This window comes from Streptococcus himalayensis, assembly GCF_001708305.1.
Classification (GTDB): domain Bacteria; phylum Bacillota; class Bacilli; order Lactobacillales; family Streptococcaceae; genus Streptococcus; species Streptococcus himalayensis.
The window spans coordinates 1,527,461-1,549,348 of sequence record NZ_CP016953.1 but is presented as its reverse complement, the minus strand read 5'-3'; the positions used below and the strand labels follow the sequence as shown (position 1 = coordinate 1,549,348).

Here is a 21,888-nt window from a genome sequence, read left to right as displayed (position 1 = left end):
TTCTACCTTTCCTGTTTATTACTCTCTTTGACAATATAAATCGGACGCTTCTTCGTCTCCATGAATATTTTACCAATATATTTTCCAAGAATCCCGATACTTAACAATTGAAATCCTCCCAAAAATAGGATGATAGAGACCAGAGATGGCCAACCCGAGGTCGGATCTCCAAATATCAAGGTCCGTAAAATCACAACTCCCATTAGCAGAAAGGCTAATAAGCAAGCGGTCAAACCAGCTACAAAGGCAATCGCCAAGGGAGCATCGGAAAAATTAACAATTCCCTCTAAAGAATAGCTAAAGAGTTGCCAAAAATTCCAGCTAGTCGTGCCTGCCACACGCTCAACGTTCTTATATTCTAAGTAGGTCGTTTTAAAACCTACCCAAGCAAAAATACCTTTGGAGAAACGATTGTACTCTGTCACTTCTAAAATAGCATCGACCATTGATCGTCTCATCAAACGAAAATCACGAGCCCCATCCACCATTTCAACTTGGCTAATTTTATTGATCAATTTATAGAATAATTTCGCAAAAAAACTTCGAATTGGAGGCTCCCCATCACGTGTCGTCCGTCTGGTTCCTACACAGTCCAAGTCTTTATCTACTTCTAGCATGTCTTTCATTTCTATCAATAGTTCTGGCGGATCTTGCAAATCGACATCCATCACCGTCACTAAGTCACCTCTGGCATGTTCAAGCCCTGCATACAAAGCGGCTTCCTTGCCAAAGTTTCTCGAAAAAGAAAGATAGTGCACATGACTATAGGACTGGCTCAAGTCTCGCAAGACCTCAAGCGTTCGATCTTGCGAACCATCATTGATAAAAATATATTCTATTTCTGTGTGCAGTTCCTTTTTAATCTTTTCAACCGCTGCAAAAAAGAGAGGAATGCTTTCCTCTTCGTTAAAACAGGGGATAATGATTGAAAGCATGTCATTACTCCTTATCTTTTCTACTTTGATAGTATTGAACAACTGAGAGCACTACCATTTTTTACATCTCTACTCTCTCACGTATATTGTTCTATAGTCTTGAATAATCATTTTTTGCAGTTGTCCATCCAACCATTCACCCTATAAAATTCAGAGACTGAGTTTTGTCTCAGCCTCTACATGACCTTAAGTCTCTTCCAGACTTCCTTATTTAATGACCTTCTGTGTTTTCGCGTAGTTGGCTTCAACGGCTTCTTTTTCAGCCTGCCACCAATCTGCATGGTCGCTATACCATTTGATTGTTTCTTCCAGACCTGCTTCAAAGTTGGTAAATTCTGGTTTCCAACCAAGCTCATCGCGGAGTTTGCTTGCATCAATCGCATAACGTAGGTCGTGACCAGCACGGTCTGTTACGTGGTCATAGGCATCAGCAGGTTGACCCATTTTCTCTAAGATTAACTCCAAGACTTCCTTGTTGTTCTTCTCACCATCAGCACCAATTAGGTAGGTTTCGCCAATTTCACCCTTGGTCAAAATCGTCCACACACCAGAGGAATGGTCATTAGTATGAATCCAGTCACGGACATTTTTTCCTTCACCATATAATTTTGGCTTGATACCGCTCAAAATATTGGTAATTTGGCGTGGAATGAATTTTTCAATGTGTTGGTAAGGTCCGTAGTTGTTTGAACAGTTGGAAATCGTTGCTTTGACACCAAATGAACGTACCCAAGCCTTCACAATCAAGTCAGAAGCTGCCTTGGTTGATGAATACGGTGAACTTGGATTGTATTTGGTTTCAGCCGTGAATTTCTCACCTGGGCCCTCACCATGACCTGGTAAATCTTCGCGAAGTGGAAGGTCCCCATAAACCTCATCTGTTGACACATGATGGAAGCGAATATCGTATTTACGTGCTGCTTCTAACAGAGTATAGGTTCCGATAAAGTTCGTATGAATGAAGGGACTTGGGTCATTCAGTGAATTGTCATTGTGGCTTTCTGCGGCATAGTGAACAATCGCATCTGCTTTTGCTGCTAACTGATCAACCACCTCACTGTCAGCGATATCGCCAACAACAAGCTCAACACGTTCACCTAAAATCTCAGTGAGATTAGCACGGTTGCCTGCGTAGGTCAACTTATCCAAGACTGTCACATGGACATCTGGATGATTGTTATAGACATAATGCACAAAGTTTGAGCCAATAAAACCAGCTCCACCTGTGACGATAATATTTTTAAATTCAGACATGATTTCTCCGATAACTGTTCTATTATTTTGACTGAGCTAGGCTTATTTTTTTAATACTTCTTTTAAATATGCAATTTTAGCAAAGTCTTTTTGATTATTCTTATCATTACGATAACTGTCTTTGGAAGATGCTTGATAGATGTTCAAGTATTGCTCCAGAGTGGGCAGATAATAGCGGACATCGCCATCTCTTATCTCCTCTAATTCTTCTAGTGGAACACCTGCAAAAGCTGGGAGCGAATGAAGACCACCGAATTCTACTGAACACCCTTCCTTTTGAAATTCATGTTCGTGGCGATCTACCAAGGTATAACCTAGTTGTTCCATCATTGCAATCAACTCAGTTGCTCGATAAATTCGCTCTTCATCAGGAGCTTCCCAACCCCTAGGGTCACTGGGGACATGAATATCCAAATCACGAGCCGCCCAACTTCTACCTGTTCGCTGCTCTAGACCAACTGATCCCATTAAAAGAGGAATAATGCCCAATTCATTTAAGGCTTGCGCAATCTCTAAAAAACGATGATACATCTTACAAATCTTCTTTTCTCAAGGGTTTAACATCCTGAAGCATTGGGTGATTCTTATCAGCCTCAGATACTTCTGCTACCTCAAGATTTTCCCATTTGATGCCTAAACTTGGATCTGCATAGTTGACAAAGGCGTATTTTGGTTTTAATTCCAAGGCCCAGTAATCATTCACCAAGTAGCTGTAGGCTACCGTATCAGATAGGACTTGAAAGCCGTTTGCCACACCACGCGGAACAAAAATCCCCTTGCTCGCATCAATCTCTGTCTGGTAGACATTTCCAAACGTATCTCCCTCACGTAAATCAACCCAAGAACCGAGCACTTTTCCGCCGTCCGCAACAGAAATGTATTTGTCCCAAGGCTCTGCATGAAGTCCACGTAAGACATGCTTACGAGAAAAGCTGACATTGTTTTGCAATTTTCCTTCTGCAAAAAAGCTTTCTGGAAATCCTAAGGGCAGCATTTTCTCTTTTTGAAAATTCTCCTTAAACCAACCACGATTGTCCCCATGAACAGGAATGTCAAACTCTAACATGCCAGGAATAGCGTCAATCTTTCTAGCAGCTAAGGTCTTACCAAAAAAATTTTCTGTCATTAGGCTTCTCCAATCAGACGGAGCAAGTATTGTCCGTATTCATTTTTCTTCAATGGTTGAGCGAGTTCATAGACCTGCTCCTTCGTAATGTAGCCCATGCGATAGGCAATTTCTTCAAGATTTGCCACTTGAACATTTTGCAAACGCTGAACCGTTTCGATATACTGGGCTGCTTCTAACAAGCTCTCATGTGTCCCAGTATCGAGCCAAGCAAAACCACGCCCCATCAACTCAACAGACAAGTCACCACGCTCCAAATAAGCCTTATTCACATCGGTGATTTCTAATTCTCCACGAGGAGACGGCTTGATATTTTTGGCAATCTCTACCACATCATTGTCATAGAAATAAAGACCTGTTACAGCAAAATTTGATTTTGGCTGCTCCGGTTTTTCTTCAATCGAAATGGCATTCATATCCGCATCAAATTCCACAACACCAAAGCGTTCTGGATCTTTTACTTGATAGCCAAAAACGGTTGCACCTGTTTCCTTGCTAGCTGCCCGTTGCAACATCTTGGTCAAGCCATTTCCATGATAGATATTATCACCAAGAATCAGGGCAACCCTGTCATCACCGATAAATTCTTCTCCGATAATAAAGGCCTGAGCAAGACCATCTGGACTTGGCTGAACGGCATAAGAAAGTGAAATCCCAAGTTCAGATCCATCTCCTAACATTTCCTCAAAACGAGGTAAGTCACTCGGCGTAGAAATAATTAAAATATCCTTAATTCCTGCCAACATAAGGGTTGAGAGGGGATAGTAAACCATGGGTTTATCATAAATCGGCATCAATTGTTTCGATGCTGCACGAGTCAAGGGATACAAACGAGTACCTGACCCTCCTGCGAGAATAATACCTTTCATAGTTGCGAAAGCCTTTCTGTACCTAATCTTCTTTTCATTTTACCATATTTTCAACAAAAAATCATCTGAATAGAAAAACATGGGGTCTAGCTTTTCAATAAACAGTTTGAAACTAGATGAAGTCATTTAAAACCGGGCAGCAATAGATGAATTTTTGAACTGCTTGTGTTGCAAATCTGAAAACTTCTGAACAACTATCCCACAAAAAATATTTATGACTTTGTCCTCAGATTTCTTCTGCTATTTTGTTAATCTTTCTCAAGCGATGGTTGACGCCACTTTTGGTCAAGGGCTGACTCAGACTGTCCGCCAAACGCTGAATAGAGTAGTCTGGGTGTTGAATACGCAAATGAGCCACTTCCTGCAAATCCACAGGCAAACTCTCCAGTCCAATTGTATCGATAATCTTGCTGATATTATTGATGGTTTTCATACTCGCTGTCACGGTTCGTGCGATATTGGCTGTTTCTGCATTCGTGGCTCGATTGAGATCATTTCTCGTCTCGCGCAAGACTTTCACAGACTCAAACTCTCTCATAGCCTCCATAGCGCCAATCACAATCAAAAAATCCATGATGTCTTCGGCTCGTTGCAGGTAGGTAATCGCACCTTTTTTACGCTCCAAGGTTTTTGCGTCCAGTAAAAATTTCTGCATCAGCGCCGCCATATCCTCGGCATGGTCCAGATAGACTGATAAGATTTCCAATTGGTATTTGCCAGACTCTGGATCTCGGATGCTACCACTGGCTAAAAAAGCTCCGCGTAGATAGGCACGACTGGCTTCATCACTGGACAAAATACTCTGGTCAATCCCCGCTGAAATCCCAAAAAAGGCATCTGCCAAATGCAAATCAGCCAAGATGTCTTCCACTCCCTGATCTACCAGTACCGTATAGACACGGTTTTTACGCAAATTGGTCTTCTGATGGTGGCGAATATCTGCCTTGACCTGATAAAATTTAGCCAGCAGTTCGTAAATATGGCGAGCGATTTTTGCATTTTCTGTCGTAATCGACAAGGTCAGCCCTTGACTTGCAATGCCAAGACTGGCAGACATTTTGATAATGGCTGCCAGTTCATACTTGTCAGCCTGCTGCAAACCTAATAATTCTTCTTTTACCTTGATTGTGAAACTCATGAAGACACCCGTATGTGGCTCAATAATTCTTCTACCACCGCATCGCCATCATGAAAGGCTCCACCCTTTTCTAATTTTAGGAAATTAGACGAGATGACTCGCGGCACTTGCTCCTGTAAGCCTGCAAAATCATGCTCAACTTGAACCAGGTATTCATCGAATTGGTGGCTAGTCATATATTCTTTTGGAACAGGCTCGATATTCACCAACACCGTGTCCACAAAGGATTGACCGAGATGGCGATGAAGAACCCCTACATGGTCACTGTCTGAAAAATGCTCGGTTTCCCCTCGCTGGGTCATGATATTGCACACATAAGCAATTTCAGCCTTGGTTTCTAAAAGAGCTTGACCAATCTCTTCAATCACAAGATTAGGTAAAATCGAAGTAAATAAAGAACCAGGTCCCAAGACAACCAAATCACTCTCTAAAATGGTCTGCACCACTTTTCTGCTCGCTACGGGCTTGTCCTGATTGTAGGTATTGGTCACATACACGCGCTCAATCATGCCCGAATGCTTGGCTAGCTGACTTTCTCCTGAAACCTCACGACCATCTGTAAAAACAGCATGTAAGGTCAAAGGACTGTCGCTAGATGGATAGATTTTCCCTGTCGTATGGAAAAATTTGGTCAAGAGTTGCATGGCATTATAGGTCGAACCCTGCATTTCTGAAATGCCTGCAATAATCAGATTGCCCAAGGGGTGACCTGCCAAAGGACCATCCTCCTTTGCAAATCGATACTGGAATACTTGCTCATAAAAACGAGGCATATCTGATAAGGCTACCAAGACATTTCGTAAGTCTCCTGGCGGCGTAATGTGCTGCAGGCTCTTTCTAAGCTCACCAGAGCTTCCTCCATCATCAGCGACGGTTACAATCGCTGCTATATCTACATCTTTTTTGCGAAGACTGTCTAGGATGACTGAGATCCCTGTTCCGCCACCAATGACTGCTATTTTAGGTTTTCTCATGAACGATTTACCGTTTCCTTTCTGCGATCCTTGTCACGATGACTGCTGTTAACCGACCAATGTTGCTGCAAATCATCTGCAAGCCGCTGGGCAAAGGCCACACTGCGGTGTTGGCCCCCTGTGCACCCCACTGCAATCGTTAAAACAGACTTGCCTTCCTTTTGATAGCCTGGCAAAATAGGCTCAATCAAGGCCAGTAAGTGTTGATAAAACTCTTCTGACTCTGGATGATTCATGACATAATCAAATACGGCCTTGTCTAACCCTGTTTGATTGCGTAATTCTGGCTGGTAATAGGGATTGGGCAGGAAACGGACATCAAAAACCAAGTCCGCATCCAAGGGTAAGCCATATTTAAAGCCAAAACTGACTACTTCCACACGAAAACCCTGGCTCTCATCATGGTCTGAAAATTCCTGAGCAATCACTTTACGCAATTCTCGTGGAGTCAGCTCTGTCGTATCCACAACATTTTGGCTCAGATTTTTAAGCGGAGCCAACAATTCACGCTCTAACTTAATCCCATCTAAAATACGGCCATCTGCCGCCAAAGGATGACTACGGCGTGTCTCCTTGTACCGAGCCACCAACTCCTTATCCGCAGCGTCTAAAAATAAAATCTTGAAATTCAATTCTTCATCATTTTCAATCTCGTCTAGTACATTTTGAATTTCAGAAAAGAAGGAACGGCTCCGCATATCCACAACCATAGCCAATTTATCATTGTCCTTACGTGTCTCCACCAACTGCAAAAATTTAGGAACCAAGGCTGGTGGCATATTATCAATCGTAAAATACCCCAAATCCTCAAACGATTGGATGGCCACCGTCTTACCTGCGCCGCTCATACCTGTCACAATGACCAACTCTACTTTTTTCTCTGTCATATTTTCTCCTATTTTACCACTGGAAAAAGGAAAAGGGCAGACTTGCGTCCTCCCCCTCTTCTAGGCAATTTCTGCAATAACTTCAATTTCAACCTTCACATCTCGTGGGAGCCTAGAAACTTCCACCGCCGAACGGGCTGGGAATTCCTTTGAAAAGGCTGTTTGATAGACTTCATTAAAGGGGATAAAATCATTCATATCACTCAAAAAACAAGTCGTTTTTACAACGTGGTCAAAGTCTGTTCCAGCCGCTTCTAAAATAGCTTTGATATTTGCCAATACTTGTTTGGTCTGCTCCTGAATCGTTGTCCCTACGATTTCACCCGTTTCAGGTGATAGAGGCACTTGACCGCTTGCAAACAAAAGATTGCCAACAATCTTCCCTTGGACATAGGGGCCAATCGCTGCTGGTGCTTTCTCTGTATGAACTGTTTTTGCCATGAGTTTCTCCCGTTCTTTTTGCTTCTATTATAGCATAAATCGATTAAAAAAGAATAGCGATTTTCCTCCATGTCTACGAATTCATATAAGCTTCATTTCCCTGTCAATGAATTCAAATACTAACTCATATGCGTTTATGATTTGGATGACACTTAAGTCCTTCCTACTTTACTAGCGAGCAACTAGAAAAATCTTGGTAGCACACCTGTATGGCGTTTGAAACCTAATCTTGACCGTTTCCTAGCATATCATTCTTGACAACTATCAAAAACCCAGAAAAATAAACTAATCGGTAGCAAGGTATTGAAAAAGTCAAAGGGATAGAAAATAGACTAAATAATCTAAAAACCGAATGAGTGATCTTTCATCTCTGTTGAGAAAGTACCATCATTCGGTTTTTATTCTATCATCTATTGTCAAAAGACTTTTTCAGCGAACTCGCTCGTAGGCTCAAGTCTTTTCTCTATTCATACTACCTCAATCGCAATGACCATCTATAGCGTATGCCGACTCGAAGCATAGATAAACGAATTTTGTTCAAAGATAGATTCTCTGAAATCATCCGTGCTGCGAAGATATGCATTATAAACAGAGCGTTTTAAGATATCAACCCAGCTAACACTTGGGTAATTCGTTGTGACATCAATATTTCGAATGTCATACGCCATGGCTTCTTCTATCATGGATTGCAATTGCTCATAGGAGCTAATGGTCACTGTTTTTTGTGAGTAAAAACGTCCTAAATCGTACTTAATGGTGATTGGTTTTAGGTTTGGCAGTTGATTTACTCTCTCTCGATACATAGCTTTTTTGAAATCCGTCCAATTCTTGTATTGACCTTTAAAAACCTTTTCAAGAACCATGGTATCCGTCACACGACCGACATCTCTCTGCAACCAATCAGACCATGATTTAGAGCCATTTGCCAAGGATTCTGGCCCGTACTGACCAGAAACATAAGGTACAAATCCTCCGTAATAGCCTTTTTCAGCAAACAATTCATAGGCCATCCTACGGAACATAATGTCTCCAGGGCTTCCTTTAGGATTGTCTAAGGCAGAATAGATCGGCGCAAACAAGGAAATCGTAAAGTAACCATTGCGACCATGTTGCCCATCCTGGAGACCCAGACGCTTGGTTAGGATACTGTGGTCAATTAAATCGCTGAAAGTTCTCAATTGTGCCACTTCGCTATTGGTTAATTCTCGAATCGTATTTCCGGCATGCGTTTCAATCTTATACTTACTATCTGTGACATAGTAGTTCTCAATTTTTCGGAGCCATTTCTTTTTCACCTCATTTGATTGTTTCAGAATCGCTTGCCCCTCTACATAGTCCATCAGATAAACCACATCCATCATTCCTTTAATGTATTGGTTTACATCATCCGTATTCTTAAAGCGCTCTACTGGATTGGCAGCATGGTAGCGCTTTGTTGAATCCTTGTCAAATTCAAACAAGCTATTGATGCTAAACCAAGCTGAACTCTCTTCTGAAGGTGCTTGTAAAAGACCTAGAGCATATAATTCAGCTCCTTGTCCTTCACGGCGTCCATAGCCTCCAAAGTAGACTTCCGAGTCATTATTATGCACCATTTCATGGGTATAAATCGATGTTCCAGTTTGACCTAGGAGTTTATCTGCCACAAAGTGGGTGTAGATGCCAGAAGCATAGGCACTGCTTCCATTGTGACCATAATATTTTCCGACAGGTCCAAAAAATTCTTTGATAGAGGCCGCATCACTCAAAAGAGTTTCCCATGCTACTTTGCCATCGGCATTGAGATAGTTAAATCCATCATAGTTGAGTACCTGTTTAAAGAGTTTCTCACGAGCAGAGGCATTAAGGATTTTATAGTAGAAATCAAAGTGATTCCGTTGCCAAATGGCGGTTTGATCCACCATCGCTCGAATCTCTGCACGATTTTCTGGTGTCAATGAATTGCGGTAGCGTTCGTAACCTCCAAATGAGAGTGTATTCATATTGGAAATAATATAGACAGACTCCTGAGTCATGGTCAAAAGGGGCAATAACATGTTTTGATAAGTCCAAGTTGAACGAGACAACTGGTCATAAATACCAATCGAAGCTTTATTTCTCTTGTTTCCGTAAGCCGCTTTTTGACGCGCCTCAACTTCTGGAATCTGCGAGTAAGACTCGACAACATAGGCTTTTGTAGCTTCTTTGAACCAGTCATTATTATTTTTCTCCGGTAAGAAGCGCTCGCGATAACTTTCTAACAAACTGAAAATATCCGCTTTTCCATTCCAACGACCAATCCCATTCGCATAGCCGTGTACATTATTGGAAGCCTGCAAGAGATCGTAGCCTAATTTTCCAAGCGAGATGACTCCGTCTAGGGTTGAGACATTCTGATTGCCAAAGAAATCGAGTTTAAAGCTGGTTAAATCTTTAGTATTCACATTCCCGTAAGAAATACCATACCAACGATTCAGATAGCTTAATCCCAGTAAGAGTGCCTCTTTATTATCAGATATCTTTTGAACGATACTATCGGATACAGCTTTTCCGAGTGTGTTGATGGATTTGTCCGTAGCCAAGACCTTTTGCAATTGTTGAGCCAAGTTTCCTTTGACTTCGTTAAAGCTATCCTCTAAGAACATCCGTGATAAGCGTTCGTTAATGATATCTTTTTTCAACTGCTGATTCGATGGAATTACCAGATCCGGTGTTCGTTGTTTGGCATTTTCGAGTTCTTTTTTCTTTGCTGCAACAACCTCATCTGTCACGCTGGCTGGAATTCCTAGAGTTTGCTGAATCGCTTCCGATCGATAGGTAATAGCATTTAGCTGTGGAAGAACGCGATTTAAGATAGACTGATAGCTTGATAAGAATACTTCTGGAGTATAAAGCAAGCCTGTATCGCCCAGAGTATACTCTGCTAACTTACCTTCAGCAAAATCTCCTTTATAGGCTAGACGTGCATACTCTACTGTACCATCTGCATAGTGAAGCATGAGACGATTGACTTGTTGCTTTTGCCCCTGCACATGAATTACAACCTCATTATTCTTCATTGGAACAACATCTACCAATTTAGTCGTGTAGAGTTTGCTAGATGGAGAGACCTGATTGCCATAACGGACAATCAAGTCCTTGTTGTAAAATGGCAGTAATTTCTCTATATTTTCATAGGCAATAGCGCGATTGGCCGTTGCATATTTCACTGAGGTATAATCAACTTGGTACTGATTCTTTCTCGAAGCTTTATCTGAATCAGCCAAATTAGTAGTGATTCCAAAAGTTGTAATTTTACTAGCCGCTTCTCTCTCAGAAATGCCTCTACCTCGTGAATCATCTCGACCAAAAGCTTTTCCGTTGATACTGAATACATTTTTCACATTTGCGTCCACATACCCAGTATCCCCATAGAGGATATGACCTCCAGTCACTCCCACACCACTGATAATCGAGTCAACCATTCCATTTGACCAAGTAGAGCCGACAACTCCTCCCGTTTGGCCTGAAGTACCACTATTAACAATATAGCCGCTCACCGTTGAATTCTTAAGATGGGCCTGACTAACAGCCATTCCTACAAGACCGCCTGTGCGCTGGTTATTACTGCTAGCCGATACAGAAATAGCAACTGTTGCTTGTCCTTTTTCCAGCAAGGTTCCCTTGCCTGTCATATAACCAACAAGACCTCCAACATTAGACGTTCCTTGCTTGGTCGTTGCCCGAATACTTCCAGCAAAGCTAGCATTATTTATAATAGCTCCATCTTTCATAGTGGCAATCAAACCACCAATATCTCCAGCTGCTACAATATCTCCTTGAGCTGAAACATCACTAATTGAAGCATTTCCCTGCGCTATGGAAGCCAAGGCACCAACATTAGTCACTGTTGTTTCAATTGCTACTTCCTTCAAATCAAGATTTTGGATAATGGCACCATCCAGTGTCGCAAAGAGAGGTTTTTTCAAATGATAAATCGCAAATTTCCTTCCATCCGACGCTCCATAAAGGCTACCCGTAAACGGACGAGAAATGTAGCTAGCAGTAGCATCTGTAGTTGTCCAATCGTCTGCACTAATATCTGCTCCAAGCACATAATGTCCAGCAGGATTCGCCTGAATGGCTGCCATCAACCCTTGGAAAGAAGTAATCACACCTGGTTTAGAAATAGCCTTTTCAATGTAAAAATGATAGCCATCTTTATAGTTCAAATCTTTAGAAACATCTTCCACCAATTCATCAAAGGCAATTTGCACTTTGTAGCTTGGCACACCATTGTGTCTACTTTCTTGAATACTAGATACCGGCAGCAGCATCTCTTTGAATTTAGAAGATTTTATTTTTACAAAATAGTGATCTAAATTAGCCGGAATTCTTTCAAGAGATAAATGACGACGTTCGCGCTGATTTTCTCGACTATAGAGCTCCACAGAATCAATTGCTTTCAGTTCGATTTTCTTATATTCCAATTCGAATTCGCGGCGATTTGTGAGCTCTTCGACTTGTTGGCCTTTTCCTAAATCATAGGTCGTGCTGGTTACGATTGTATAAGGGATATTGTAGTCAAGCTTTGTAAACTGTGCACGATTATTGAGAAGAGCTACTTCCTGAATTTTCACGCCATTTTGGAAAACAGCTACTTTAGCAGAACGATAAGCCTCAGCCTCATCTTCTAACTTATAATAAATCGTTGCTGATTTTTTATCCAAATCTGTCTGCACCACCTGAATAGTGAGACTTGGTTTAACATGTCTCTTGGTCCCTTTGTAGATAACCGTGTCAATAGCAGGTCTAAGGACATTTTCGGTCGTTGAAAGAACCTTAGTTGTCTTTTCTCCCCTAATCGTTTCGTAGGTCGTCGTGACTTCTTTTTCTCCGTCGCGCCCTTCCTCCCTGCGGCTTTCATCGGCCCATAGGGTATCATCCTCCTCTTGTCTTTGACCACGAGGAATAACTTCTCGTGTTACCTCAGTCACACTTCCTAAAAGTGGTTTGATACCTTGATAGACAACCGTGTCAATAGCAGGTCTGAGTACATTTTCGGTCGTTGAAAGAACCTTAGCTGTCTTTTCTCCCCTAACCGTTTCGTAGGTCGTCGTGACTTCCTTCTCTCCGTCGCGTCCTTCCTCCCTGCGGCTTTCATCGGCCCATAAGGTATCATCCTCCTCTTGTCTTCGACCACGAGGAATAACTTCTCGTGTTACCTCGGTCACACTTCCTAAAAGTGGTTTGATACCTTGATAGACAACCGTGTCGATAGCAGGTCTGAGCACATTTTCGGTCGTTGAAAGAACTTTAGCTGTCTTTTCTCCCCTAACCGTTTCGTAGGTCGTCGTGACTTCCTTCTCTCCGTCGCGTCCTTCCTCCATGCGGCTTTCATCGGCCCACAGAGTGGAATCTAACTCCGTCCGAGTGCCATGAGGGATAATTTCCCCTGTTACCTCGGTCACACTTCCTAAAAGTGGTTTGGTTCCTTGATAGACAACCGTGTCGATAGCAGGTCTAAGGACATTTTCAGTCGTCGAAAGAACCTTAGCTGTCTTTTCTCCCCTAACCGTTTCGTAGGTCGTCGTGACTTCCTTCTCTCCGTCGCGCCCTTCCTCCATGCGGCTTTCATCTACCCACAGAGTGGAATCTAACTCCGTCCGAGTGCCATGAGGGATAATTTCCCGTGTTACCTCGGCCACACTTCCATGCAGCGGTTTCACACCTTGAACAACAATTGTATCAACAGCCGGTCTTATCAGAGTTTCGGTTATCGAAAGAAGGGTATCTGTCTTAATCCCTTTATTGGTTTCATAAATTTTCGTGATAATCTTCTCGCCATCTTGGCCCTCAATTATCTTCGTTTCATCGGCCCATAAGGTATCATCCTCCTCTTGTCTTCGACCACGAGGAATAACAAGCACTTCCGTCTCTTGAACACGCCCAGGTAATGGTTTTGTCCCCTTCACAATAATCCTATCAACTGATGCAACTGTCTGCTCTTCCTCCATTGATAGAATCACTCCCGTTTTTTCACCACGAATCGTTTCATAGATCGTTGTCACCGTTTTTTCACCAGCTTGACCTTCGATGACCTGAATATCACCTTCCCATAGGGTGTCATCTTCCACTTCTCGAATAGAAGCCGAAATAGCAATAACGCTTGTTTCCGTGATAGACGACTGTAATGGTTTTGTTCCTTTTGTAACAATTTTTGAAACAGGAGACTTCAAAATAACTTCTGTACTCCCTAAGATTCTCCCTGTTTTCTGTCCATTCACTGTTTCATAAGTGATTGTAGTAGCCTTTTGCCCCACTTCTCCTTCAGAAACAGAGATCTCATCTTCCCATGCTTGTTCATCTTCTTGTTGAATAAAATCATAAGGAATGTCTTCCGTAACCACTTCTTCTATTGAACCAATGACCACTTCTGGTATCACTGGTTTAATTGGTTCAGACACCGGTAAATCCTCAGAGATGGTTTCGCTAGGAATTTCCTTAGAAAGCTCTGGAGACGTTGGAAACTCTGGAACTGGAACTGGTGCCTCAGTTTCTTCAGGCGTGACAACTACCGGAGCTTCAGAAACAATTTCTTCATCAGAAGGCTCTGGAGGCGTTGAAAACCCTGGAACTGGTGCTACAGTTTTTTCAGGCATGACAACTACTGGAACTTCAGAAACAATTTCTTCATCAGAAAGCTCTGGAGATGCTGAAAACTCTGGAACTGGTGATACAGTTTCTTCAGGCGTGACAACTACTGGAACTTCAGAAACAATTTCTTCATCAGAAAGCTCTGGAGGCGTTGGAAATTCTGGAACTGGTGATACAGTTTCTTCAGACGGAACAGCTACTGGAACTTCGATAACATCCTCTTCCTTGGACGTAGCTGGAGATGTTGACACCGTCGGTAGCCCTGATGGCAAGATTTGGGAACCAACAGATCCCGTAGCTGGGACTATAGGCTGTCTCTCCAATATTTCCGAATGTTGAGGAACTGTTGAATAAATTGGAACAACAACCTGTGATGCTGCAGTTGAATTTGCGCTAGTTGCTTCAGCAATGCCATTTGGCAACGAGGAAACAGCAGCTTGAGTAGCCCCCTGCGAACCTCCTTCTAAACGAGAAACACCCGCTTCAATATTTGGTACGTATTCCTTCAATAAGGTTTTCAAGCGCGGAATCTGGAGAGCATCTTTTTGAGTAATATAACCAACAAATCGAAGATCCCCTCGCTCTTTCTCAGGAGCCAACACTGTCTGTCCATCAATTGTTTTATGACTTTCTGCATAAATGGCCTTTAAATCTTGCTCTAAAGCAGAAACACTCGTTAGAGGAAGTTGTCCCCCTAAAACTGTTGTCAAAAGAAAAAATGCAGCTGCTTTTTTCCGATTTTTTCGACCAATGACAATAAGGTATAAGAGACTTGCTCCACCAATGACAAGTCCAGCATTGGTGAGAACTCCTCCAGTCCTAGGCAGCAAGGATTGAGCATCCTTTTTTTGATAAACTAAAATAAAATTCGCATTTTCATCCCGAGCATACTCCTTGTAAAAGTGCTCTTCATCTTTGACAACAGCTTGTTCTAGATTTGTTAAATCAGATTCCAAGACATGAACATAATGCAAATCCAATTCCTTTGTTTGACCACTTATGACTTGAGCGGTTTGCTCTGCATATACAGTAGTCGAAGCTAGGCTTCCAATCATCATCAATCCAATCATAGCTGATACGACCCCAATGGCTAATTTTCGAATCGAAAATTTTCTCTGTTTTTCAAAGAGTTCTTTCATAACAAATACTATTCTCCTCCCGTCAATGATAGGTTATATTCATTATTAAATCATAAAGGAAACATCTTTGTAAAGAAAAAAGAACTAATTAGTATCATTTTTTATTTTTCCTAAAACGCTTTTTATTGCTTTAAAATACCCCCTCCCTCGTGATTTTCTAACCCTTTATCTCTATACTTTTTTACAAAATATCACTAGTTCATAGATTTTATTCTACCTCCCTCTCCCCATTTTAAAATCAATCATATTCTAGTTCGCAACTATTTTCAAACAAATCATAAAATGAATAGAGTTTACAAATATAAACAAGTGTAGATTTGCTATTTTTCTAGAAATCTTTCATTCAAAAATTCGTAAGCGCTCCATAACGAGGTATATTGAAAAAGTTCCAAAGTCTTGCTTGACTCTGGAACTTTTCTATTTGCAGTTGTTCTGAATTCGTTCAGCCCACGCTAAATAAGCCTCTAGAACCTCCTTTTTTGCGAGTGACTCCTCGTTTGGAAGATGTTCCAGAAGATAAGTGGTGTATTTCTCTGAATCAAGACCATGCCTCTTAGCTGTTTCCAGTAAACTCAGGATAATGGCAGTTGCTTTAGCTCCCTCAAAACTTTGGGAAAACAACCACCTTCACTTTTGTATTTTTAAGCTCAGGCTGAAAGAGTCCACTGGACTCTTTCACTCCGTCCCATGACCAAGGACTTAATAGCGCGTTCTGCTACATTATTGGATAGAACCAAGCGGCCATCTTGAAGAACTACCTTGAATAGTTCTTCATACTTAAGGCTATACTCTATCGCACGACCAAGTTTTGATCCAGGTAAAATAGATTGATTGCGGCACCAGTTGAAGAACTCGTCCATCAAAGGGGCTAACTCTGCCTGGCGTTTATGTAGTCGCTCTTCAGTAGAGAGGTCAACCCAGTCATTCTCCAAAGCAAATAAGCGATCGCAATAGGCTAATCCCTTAGCACCCAAGGAAGTCCTGTCTGCCTTTTTAGGAGTGGCCTCAAAAAAGATCTTCTGACATGAGCCCAACAACTAACTAGCTGAGCTTTGTCTAACTGTCGATAGGCACTCAGCGGTTCGCAGTTAACCAAGCTTAGCGTCGCTTCGTTCCTCAAGCTTGGACTGCTATCGCATAGGCAGAACTAAGGAACTAAAGTTCCAAGTTACTGCCGTAACATATCACAATGTACATAGCCTGTGTAATCTCCAAGAAACTCCTTCACAACCAAGCCACTCCGCCCTTTATCGTGATGATAAAGAGTGATTCCCTGTTCTTCATGCTTGCCAGATAAGAAGGTCCAGTAGAAGGTCAACTGGCTATCACTTTCTAAGACCCTGTAAGAAGTCTCATCCGCATGGAGAACAGGTTGTTCTAGTAATTTCTCGTGCAGAAGGTCATAAATCGGCTCGAAATAATACTGACTAGACTTGATGTGCCAGTTGGCGATTTCCTTCCGTGTGATTGGCAAGCCAAGCTTGTTCCAATCCTCTTCTTGACGGTAGTTGGGAACTTTCAGGTTAAACTTCTGATGAATGGTGTGGGCAATGATAGAAGCTGACCCTAGGCTATGTACCAAAGGAGCCTTCGGAACAGGAGCCTTGATAATCTTATCGTTAAAATTCTTCTCGCTACAGTTCTGGCACTTGTAAGCGTGTTGGACATGGTCAATCCGCTTCAATTGTGCAGGGATGAAGACCAACTCTTGCCGTTGAATACAAGAACCAATTTCTTTCAACTGACCGTGACAGTCTGGACAAGTGCAGTCTTCGCCTTCTAGTTCATGATGAACCATCTCTGGAGTAAACTGACTGAAAACAGCCTGACAAATTCCCTTGGTTTTCTTACGTTTATAGGTAATCGTTTCTGTGTCACCTGGGTAAGTCAGCGTCTTCTTCAAGAAGTGGTTCTTCTTCAAAGAGACTTAGCTGACCAGGTTGATACACAACCTTCTCTGATGACTTGCCATAAAGCTTTTGCGTCAGATAAGCTACTTGTTCACGAAGGAGAGCAAGTTCATTTGTGAGTTGTTGGTTAACAGCTGCTTGTTGTTTAATAATGGCTAATAACTCTTCCATAGTCTCACCCTCCAGTTTTCTTTATTATACCGAAAAGAAAGCCATGATTTCAATAAAAATCACGACTGTTTGTAGGTTTTATTTTAGGACTTATCGAAAATCCCTTCATCAACCAATCAACTTGCTCGGAAGTTAAGGCTTTGACCTCTTCTTCATTGCTTGGCCAAGTGAGTTTGCCGTTTTCCAATCGTTTGTAGAGTAGCCAAAAACCTTGTCCATCCCAGTAAAGAGCTTTGAACCGATCTTTTCGTTCACCACAGAAGAGAAAGACTTGACCAGAAAAGGGATCTAATTCAAATTGACGTTTAACGAGATAGGCCAGCGAATCAATTCCTTGACGCATATCGGTTTTGCCGCAAACCAGATAGACCTGCCCTAAATCACTGAGTTGGATGCTCATAAGTAAGTACCTTTTCTAAAATAGTTTCCAGTGTTTCTTGATGAAGAGATTGGAACAAGCTTAGTTCAACTTTTCCAATACGCATTTTCAGTACCAGATCATTTCTGGATTTATGAGGAAATCGACGAGATTGTGGTGTTTTCAGGCTCTATAATATCTGTAGTGGGTAAATCCACTGTAGAGATTATGGAGCCTTTTTCAGTGTAGAAAAAAAGTCCCATATGACCTATAATGAAAAGCGATAAAACCATCATTTAGAAAGACTCATATGGAACAACTAAATCTTATCACAAATTTTCTCAAAATGAAAGACAAAAATATCACGATCACTAATGAATGCGACATGGGAACACACTTAGAACTCCACGGTCACTTGGATTACACAGCCCCTAAATGCTCTTCCTGCAAGGGACAAATGGCTAAGTACGACTTCCAGAAAGCCTCTAAAATCCCCTACTTAGAAACTGCTGGCTACCCGCTACTTATCCGCCTTCGAAAGCGTCGTTTCAAGTGCAAAGACTGTGGGAAAATAGCGGTCGCTGAAACTCCTATTGTTAAGAAGAACCATCAAATCTCTGTCGCTGTCAACCAGAAAATCGCACAATTACTCATCGAAAAGCAAGCAATGACACATATCGCACACAGACTCTCCATTTCAACATCTACAGTTATTCGAAAACTCAATGAGTTTAAGTTTGAAACGGATTGGGCTAAGCTTCCAGAAGTCATGTCCTGGGATGAGTATGCCTTCAAGAAAGGGAAAATGAGCTTTATCGCTCAAGATTTTGACACAAATAACATCATCGCTATCCTTGATGGAAGAACGCAAGCAACCATCCGAAATCACTTTCTGAGATACCCTAGACAGGTCAGAAACCGCGTTAAATTCATCACTATGGACATGTTTAGCCCTTACTATCAACTAGCCAAACAACTTTTTCCTCATGCTAAAATCGTGCTTGATCGTTTCCACGTTGTGCAACATCTCAGCCGTGCTATGAACCGTGTCCGCATACAAATCATGAATCAATTCGATAGAAAATCCCAGGAATACCGTGTCTTAAAACGCTACTGGAAACTGGTACAACAAGATAGCCGTAAACTCAGTGATAAACGATTTTATCGCCCTACATTTCGCATGCATTTGACCAATAAGGAAATCTTAGACAAGCTCCTATCCTACTCAGATGAGTTACGACAACATTATGAACTCTATCAACTTCTTTTATTCCATTTCCAAGAGAAGAACTCAGATCATTTCTTTGACCTAATTGAACAAGAAATAGCCACTGTTAACCCTATTTTCCAGACGGTATTTAAGACGTTTCTAAAGGATAAGGACAAGGTTTTAAACGCCTTGGAATTGCCTTATTCCAACGCTAAATTGGAAGCTACCAATAATCTTATCAAAGTCATTAAACGAAATGCCTTTGGTTTCAGGAACTTTGAAAACTTCAAAAAGCGGATTTTGATTGCCTTAAACATCAAAAAAGAGAAGACCAAGTTGGTCCTCTCTAGATGTTAGCTGACATCTACCCACTACAGTTGACAAAGAGCCTGTTTTCAAGGGAACAATAGGTTGTGACATCAAAATAGCCTCCAGTTCTGTTTTCTGATAACAGTATACTAGAGGCGTGGAAAATATCATAGACACCTCGTTATTGGGCGGTTACAAAAATTCTTCACATGTGTTCATTCCAAATAAAAAAGAGCCAATCTTAGCTCTTTAATCTTCTTTCCATAAATCCATGGCTTTGACGAATTCATCCGATACAAGGACTTGCTTTTGGTCAAATTGTTCCCGTTCTCGTCTTTTGGCTTCGACTTGTTGAACGCTTGTAATCCCTTCACGACGCCAATTTCTCAAAATTGCTTGGATATAGCTCCATACTGGCTTCCCGTTAAAGACCGCTTCTCGAAGAGCCGCTTTAACAAGCTCTGGTTTGGTACCTTCTTCCAGTGTTTTTCCCAAATCTTCCAGTTCAAAAGGGGTCAGCAAACGTCCCAACTCCTGCTCAAAGGCCGTTACCACATTCTTCAAGTCATTTGGAGCTGCTTCTTTCTTCGAAGTTCCTTGTTTTCTCTGCTCTATTTCATCCAAACGCTCAAGGGCTGGCAAGGCATCAAAAATCGCTTCAATCTCCCCATTTAGTTCAATGGTCTTGTACTGCAAGAGACCTTTTTCGGTCAAACTAGACATGGAACGATTGACTTCCGCCACTGTTTTTCCCAAACTCTCTGCAATTTTTGAAGGGGAAATATCCTCTACTGCACTCGTATTTTGCAAATAGAAAAATTGCCACACTAAAAAATCATCGCTCGAATCAAAAATTTCATGAAAATGAAAGAAGAGGGCGCTTGGCAAAACCAAATTCCCTTCTCTAAAAGCTCGTAAATACGTCATAATTCCTCTTTATAAATAGGCAAAGAAGGAAACCTCATTTTCTGGACTTTCCCAGTCAAATGGTGTTTCTTGATAAACAGCATAGTTGATCCAATTGCTGAAAAACAGAGCTGCCGGTAAACTCCAACATAAATTTGGTCGGGCTTGGGGATTATCATCCTTAAAATAATGTTCTGGTACATCTGGATTCAGGCCTGCTGTAACATCACGTTCATATTCTTTTGCAAGGGTATCTCGGTCATATTCCAAATGTCCAAAACTATAAACTTCTCGCAAATCACGGCTCGCGACAACTGACACGCCGACTTCTCTTCCTTCTGATAAAATCTCCAAATTGGTCAATGCCTGAATGGCTTCTTTGCGGACGGTTGTATGCCGAGAGTGGGGGGAGAAATATTCGTCATCAAATCCCCTAAAAAGAAGATTTGGATGCTCAGGACTGAACTGTGAGAAAACCCCTGATAATTTCTTGGATAAGGTCATCTTATCTACTCCATACCGAGCATATAGTCCTGCCTGAGCCCCCCAGCAAATGTGAAGCGTCGAATAAACATGGGTCTTACTCCAAGTAATCAAGCGACAAAATTCCTCCCAATAATCCACCTCTTCAAACGGCAAATGCTCCACAGGGGCTCCCGTGATAATCAAACCATCAAAATAGCGGTCTTGCACTTCCTCAAAAGTCTTGTAAAAAGTCTCCAAATGCTCCAAACCAGTGGTTTTGAAGTCATGACTTTTCATATAAAGAAATTCTACATTGAGCTGCAAAGGAGTATTCCCTAGATGTCTAAGCAGTTGTGTTTCTGTGACAATTTTCTGAGGCATCAGGTTCAAAATCAAGATATTCAAGGGGCGGATATCCTGTTGATTGGCTCGCTCATCGTCCATAATAAAGACATTCTCAGATTTTAAAATATCAACAGCTGGTAACTTTTTATCGATTTTAATAGGCATGAAAATATCTCCTTTACCGTACTTTACTGTTATTATACTCAAAGGAGATATAGTTTTCAATTATATTTTTTCTCTGACTAGTTCTAGTTTTTAACTATATCAATAATGCATTAAAACCTTGTAATCATAGTCCCCAATAGCTTCACGGCCTTTCAGATCATCTAGTTCAATCAAGAAGGCACAACCTGCCACAACTCCACCAAGGCGTTCAATCATCTCAATCGTTGCTTTGACAGTTCCACCTGTAGCCAACAGGTCATCCACAATCAAGACACGTTGACCTGGCTTAATAGCATCTGCATGCATGGTGAGGGTATCTAGTCCATATTCTTTTTCATAGTCAGCCGAGATGACTTCGCGTGGTAATTTTCCTGGTTTGCGAACCGGAGCAAAACCAACTCCTAATTCAAAGGCAACAGGACAACCTACGATAAAGCCACGCGCCTCAGGACCTACAATCATATCGATTTTTTTGTCTGTTGCATACTGAACAATCTCGCGAACAGCATAGCTATAAGCATTTCCATCAGCCATCAAGGGGCTAATATCACGGAAGATAATTCCTTCTTGCGGATAATTTTCGATACTGGCAATATAATCTTTTAAGTTCATTGATTTCTTTCTCTTTTTTAAAATTTTACTCTTTATTATACCATTTTTTCTAAAAATGG

16 protein-coding genes and 2 pseudogenes are annotated in these 21,888 nt (G+C 41.6%); 1 reads left to right on the top strand and 17 read right to left on the bottom strand.

Features of this window, described 5'->3' with window-relative positions; translation table 11 throughout:
- Window positions 1-2 precede the first annotated feature (2 nt).
- From BFM96_RS07210 to tnpB, 14 genes and pseudogenes are all read right to left on the bottom strand, one after another.
- Window positions 3-935 carry a glycosyltransferase family 2 protein gene (locus tag BFM96_RS07210; protein ID WP_068992309.1) on the bottom strand — a complete coding sequence of 311 codons (933 nt, stop codon included), beginning with the start codon at window positions 933-935 and terminating at the stop codon, window positions 3-5.
- A gap of 207 nt (window positions 936-1,142) precedes the next feature.
- The gene (gene rfbB / locus BFM96_RS07205) at window positions 1,143-2,189 is read right to left on the bottom strand and encodes a dTDP-glucose 4,6-dehydratase (RefSeq protein ID WP_068992307.1); all 1,047 of its coding nucleotides are present in this window, start codon (window positions 2,187-2,189) and stop codon (window positions 1,143-1,145) included.
- Window positions 2,190-2,231: 42 nt separating this feature from the next.
- Window positions 2,232-2,720, bottom strand: coding sequence for a phosphoribosylanthranilate isomerase (locus BFM96_RS07200; protein WP_068992304.1), 489 nt, complete (start codon window positions 2,718-2,720; stop codon window positions 2,232-2,234).
- Between the two features lies 1 nt (window position 2,721).
- Complete coding sequence (locus BFM96_RS07195; RefSeq protein WP_068992301.1) at window positions 2,722-3,315, bottom strand: dTDP-4-dehydrorhamnose 3,5-epimerase family protein; 594 nt, start codon at window positions 3,313-3,315, stop codon at window positions 2,722-2,724.
- A complete protein-coding gene (gene rfbA, locus BFM96_RS07190; protein WP_068992298.1) occupies window positions 3,315-4,184 on the bottom strand; it encodes a glucose-1-phosphate thymidylyltransferase RfbA in 870 nt (289 codons plus the stop codon). Before rfbA ends, BFM96_RS07195 begins: the two co-directional genes overlap by 1 nt.
- A gap of 226 nt (window positions 4,185-4,410) precedes the next feature.
- A complete protein-coding gene (gene whiA, locus BFM96_RS07185) occupies window positions 4,411-5,322 on the bottom strand; it encodes a DNA-binding protein WhiA (protein ID WP_068992279.1) in 912 nt (303 codons plus the stop codon).
- The gene (locus BFM96_RS07180; RefSeq protein ID WP_068992276.1) at window positions 5,319-6,296 is read right to left on the bottom strand and encodes a YvcK family protein; all 978 of its coding nucleotides are present in this window, start codon (window positions 6,294-6,296) and stop codon (window positions 5,319-5,321) included. The genes whiA and BFM96_RS07180 overlap by 4 nt, the downstream gene beginning before the upstream one ends.
- Window positions 6,293-7,183, bottom strand: a complete 891-nt coding sequence (gene rapZ / locus BFM96_RS07175; protein ID WP_068992273.1) for an RNase adapter RapZ — start codon at window positions 7,181-7,183, stop codon at window positions 6,293-6,295. The genes BFM96_RS07180 and rapZ overlap by 4 nt, the downstream gene beginning before the upstream one ends.
- A 60-nt stretch (window positions 7,184-7,243) precedes the next feature.
- Window positions 7,244-7,624, bottom strand: coding sequence for a RidA family protein (locus tag BFM96_RS07170; RefSeq protein WP_068992270.1), 381 nt, complete (start codon window positions 7,622-7,624; stop codon window positions 7,244-7,246).
- A gap of 494 nt (window positions 7,625-8,118) precedes the next feature.
- Window positions 8,119-15,378, bottom strand: a complete 7,260-nt coding sequence (locus BFM96_RS07165; RefSeq protein ID WP_068992267.1) for a ZmpA/ZmpB/ZmpC family metallo-endopeptidase — start codon at window positions 15,376-15,378, stop codon at window positions 8,119-8,121.
- A 417-nt stretch (window positions 15,379-15,795) separates the two neighbouring features.
- Window positions 15,796-16,456, bottom strand: a pseudogene (locus BFM96_RS07155) (IS66 family transposase); the annotation flags it as partial.
- A 102-nt stretch (window positions 16,457-16,558) separates the two neighbouring features.
- Window positions 16,559-17,299: pseudogene (locus BFM96_RS07150) on the bottom strand (IS66 family transposase); the annotation flags it as partial.
- The gene (locus tag BFM96_RS07145) at window positions 17,253-17,459 is read right to left on the bottom strand and encodes an IS66 family transposase (RefSeq protein ID WP_068992259.1); all 207 of its coding nucleotides are present in this window, start codon (window positions 17,457-17,459) and stop codon (window positions 17,253-17,255) included. The pseudogene BFM96_RS07150 and the gene BFM96_RS07145, both read right to left, overlap by 47 nt.
- Window positions 17,460-17,508: 49 nt before the next feature.
- The gene (tnpB, locus tag BFM96_RS07140) at window positions 17,509-17,859 is read right to left on the bottom strand and encodes an IS66 family insertion sequence element accessory protein TnpB (protein ID WP_068992256.1); all 351 of its coding nucleotides are present in this window, start codon (window positions 17,857-17,859) and stop codon (window positions 17,509-17,511) included.
- Window positions 17,860-18,127: 268 nt separating this feature from the next.
- Here tnpB and BFM96_RS07135 point away from each other — a divergent pair, with 268 nt between their 5' ends.
- Window positions 18,128-19,384 carry an ISL3 family transposase gene (locus BFM96_RS07135; RefSeq protein ID WP_068989088.1) on the top strand — a complete coding sequence of 419 codons (1,257 nt, stop codon included), beginning with the start codon at window positions 18,128-18,130 and terminating at the stop codon, window positions 19,382-19,384.
- A gap of 201 nt (window positions 19,385-19,585) precedes the next feature.
- Here the strand turns inward: BFM96_RS07135 and BFM96_RS07130 are convergent, their stop codons facing one another.
- From BFM96_RS07130 to BFM96_RS07120, 3 genes are all read right to left on the bottom strand, one after another.
- Window positions 19,586-20,263, bottom strand: a complete 678-nt coding sequence (locus BFM96_RS07130; RefSeq protein WP_068992253.1) for a DnaD domain-containing protein — start codon at window positions 20,261-20,263, stop codon at window positions 19,586-19,588.
- 9 nt (window positions 20,264-20,272) lie between these two features.
- Window positions 20,273-21,217, bottom strand: a complete 945-nt coding sequence (metA, locus tag BFM96_RS07125; protein ID WP_068992250.1) for a homoserine O-acetyltransferase MetA — start codon at window positions 21,215-21,217, stop codon at window positions 20,273-20,275.
- Window positions 21,218-21,316: 99 nt separating this feature from the next.
- Window positions 21,317-21,829, bottom strand: coding sequence for an adenine phosphoribosyltransferase (locus tag BFM96_RS07120; protein WP_068992247.1), 513 nt, complete (start codon window positions 21,827-21,829; stop codon window positions 21,317-21,319).
- Between the last annotated feature and the right edge of the window lie 59 nt (window positions 21,830-21,888).

Excerpts from the sequence above, each read along its gene's own strand:
- BFM96_RS07210 (WP_068992309.1), bottom strand. The coding sequence starts at position 935 with ATGCTTTCAATCATTATCCCCTGTTTTAACGAAGAGGAAAGCATTCCT.
- rfbB (WP_068992307.1), bottom strand. The coding sequence starts at position 2,189 with ATGTCTGAATTTAAAAATATTATCGTCACAGGTGGAGCTGGTTTTATT.
- BFM96_RS07200 (WP_068992304.1), bottom strand. The coding sequence starts at position 2,720 with ATGTATCATCGTTTTTTAGAGATTGCGCAAGCCTTAAATGAATTGGGC.
- BFM96_RS07195 (WP_068992301.1), bottom strand. The coding sequence starts at position 3,315 with ATGACAGAAAATTTTTTTGGTAAGACCTTAGCTGCTAGAAAGATTGAC.
- rfbA (WP_068992298.1), bottom strand. The coding sequence starts at position 4,184 with ATGAAAGGTATTATTCTCGCAGGAGGGTCAGGTACTCGTTTGTATCCC.
- whiA (WP_068992279.1), bottom strand. The coding sequence starts at position 5,322 with ATGAGTTTCACAATCAAGGTAAAAGAAGAATTATTAGGTTTGCAGCAG.
- BFM96_RS07180 (WP_068992276.1), bottom strand. The coding sequence starts at position 6,296 with ATGAGAAAACCTAAAATAGCAGTCATTGGTGGCGGAACAGGGATCTCA.
- rapZ (WP_068992273.1), bottom strand. The coding sequence starts at position 7,183 with ATGACAGAGAAAAAAGTAGAGTTGGTCATTGTGACAGGTATGAGCGGC.
- BFM96_RS07170 (WP_068992270.1), bottom strand. The coding sequence starts at position 7,624 with ATGGCAAAAACAGTTCATACAGAGAAAGCACCAGCAGCGATTGGCCCC.
- BFM96_RS07165 (WP_068992267.1), bottom strand. The coding sequence starts at position 15,378 with ATGAAAGAACTCTTTGAAAAACAGAGAAAATTTTCGATTCGAAAATTA.
- BFM96_RS07145 (WP_068992259.1), bottom strand. The coding sequence starts at position 17,459 with ATGGAAGAGTTATTAGCCATTATTAAACAACAAGCAGCTGTTAACCAA.
- tnpB (WP_068992256.1), bottom strand. The coding sequence starts at position 17,859 with ATGAGCATCCAACTCAGTGATTTAGGGCAGGTCTATCTGGTTTGCGGC.
- BFM96_RS07135 (WP_068989088.1), top strand. The coding sequence starts at position 18,128 with ATGGAACAACTAAATCTTATCACAAATTTTCTCAAAATGAAAGACAAA.
- BFM96_RS07130 (WP_068992253.1), bottom strand. The coding sequence starts at position 20,263 with ATGACGTATTTACGAGCTTTTAGAGAAGGGAATTTGGTTTTGCCAAGC.
- metA (WP_068992250.1), bottom strand. The coding sequence starts at position 21,217 with ATGCCTATTAAAATCGATAAAAAGTTACCAGCTGTTGATATTTTAAAA.
- BFM96_RS07120 (WP_068992247.1), bottom strand. The coding sequence starts at position 21,829 with ATGAACTTAAAAGATTATATTGCCAGTATCGAAAATTATCCGCAAGAA.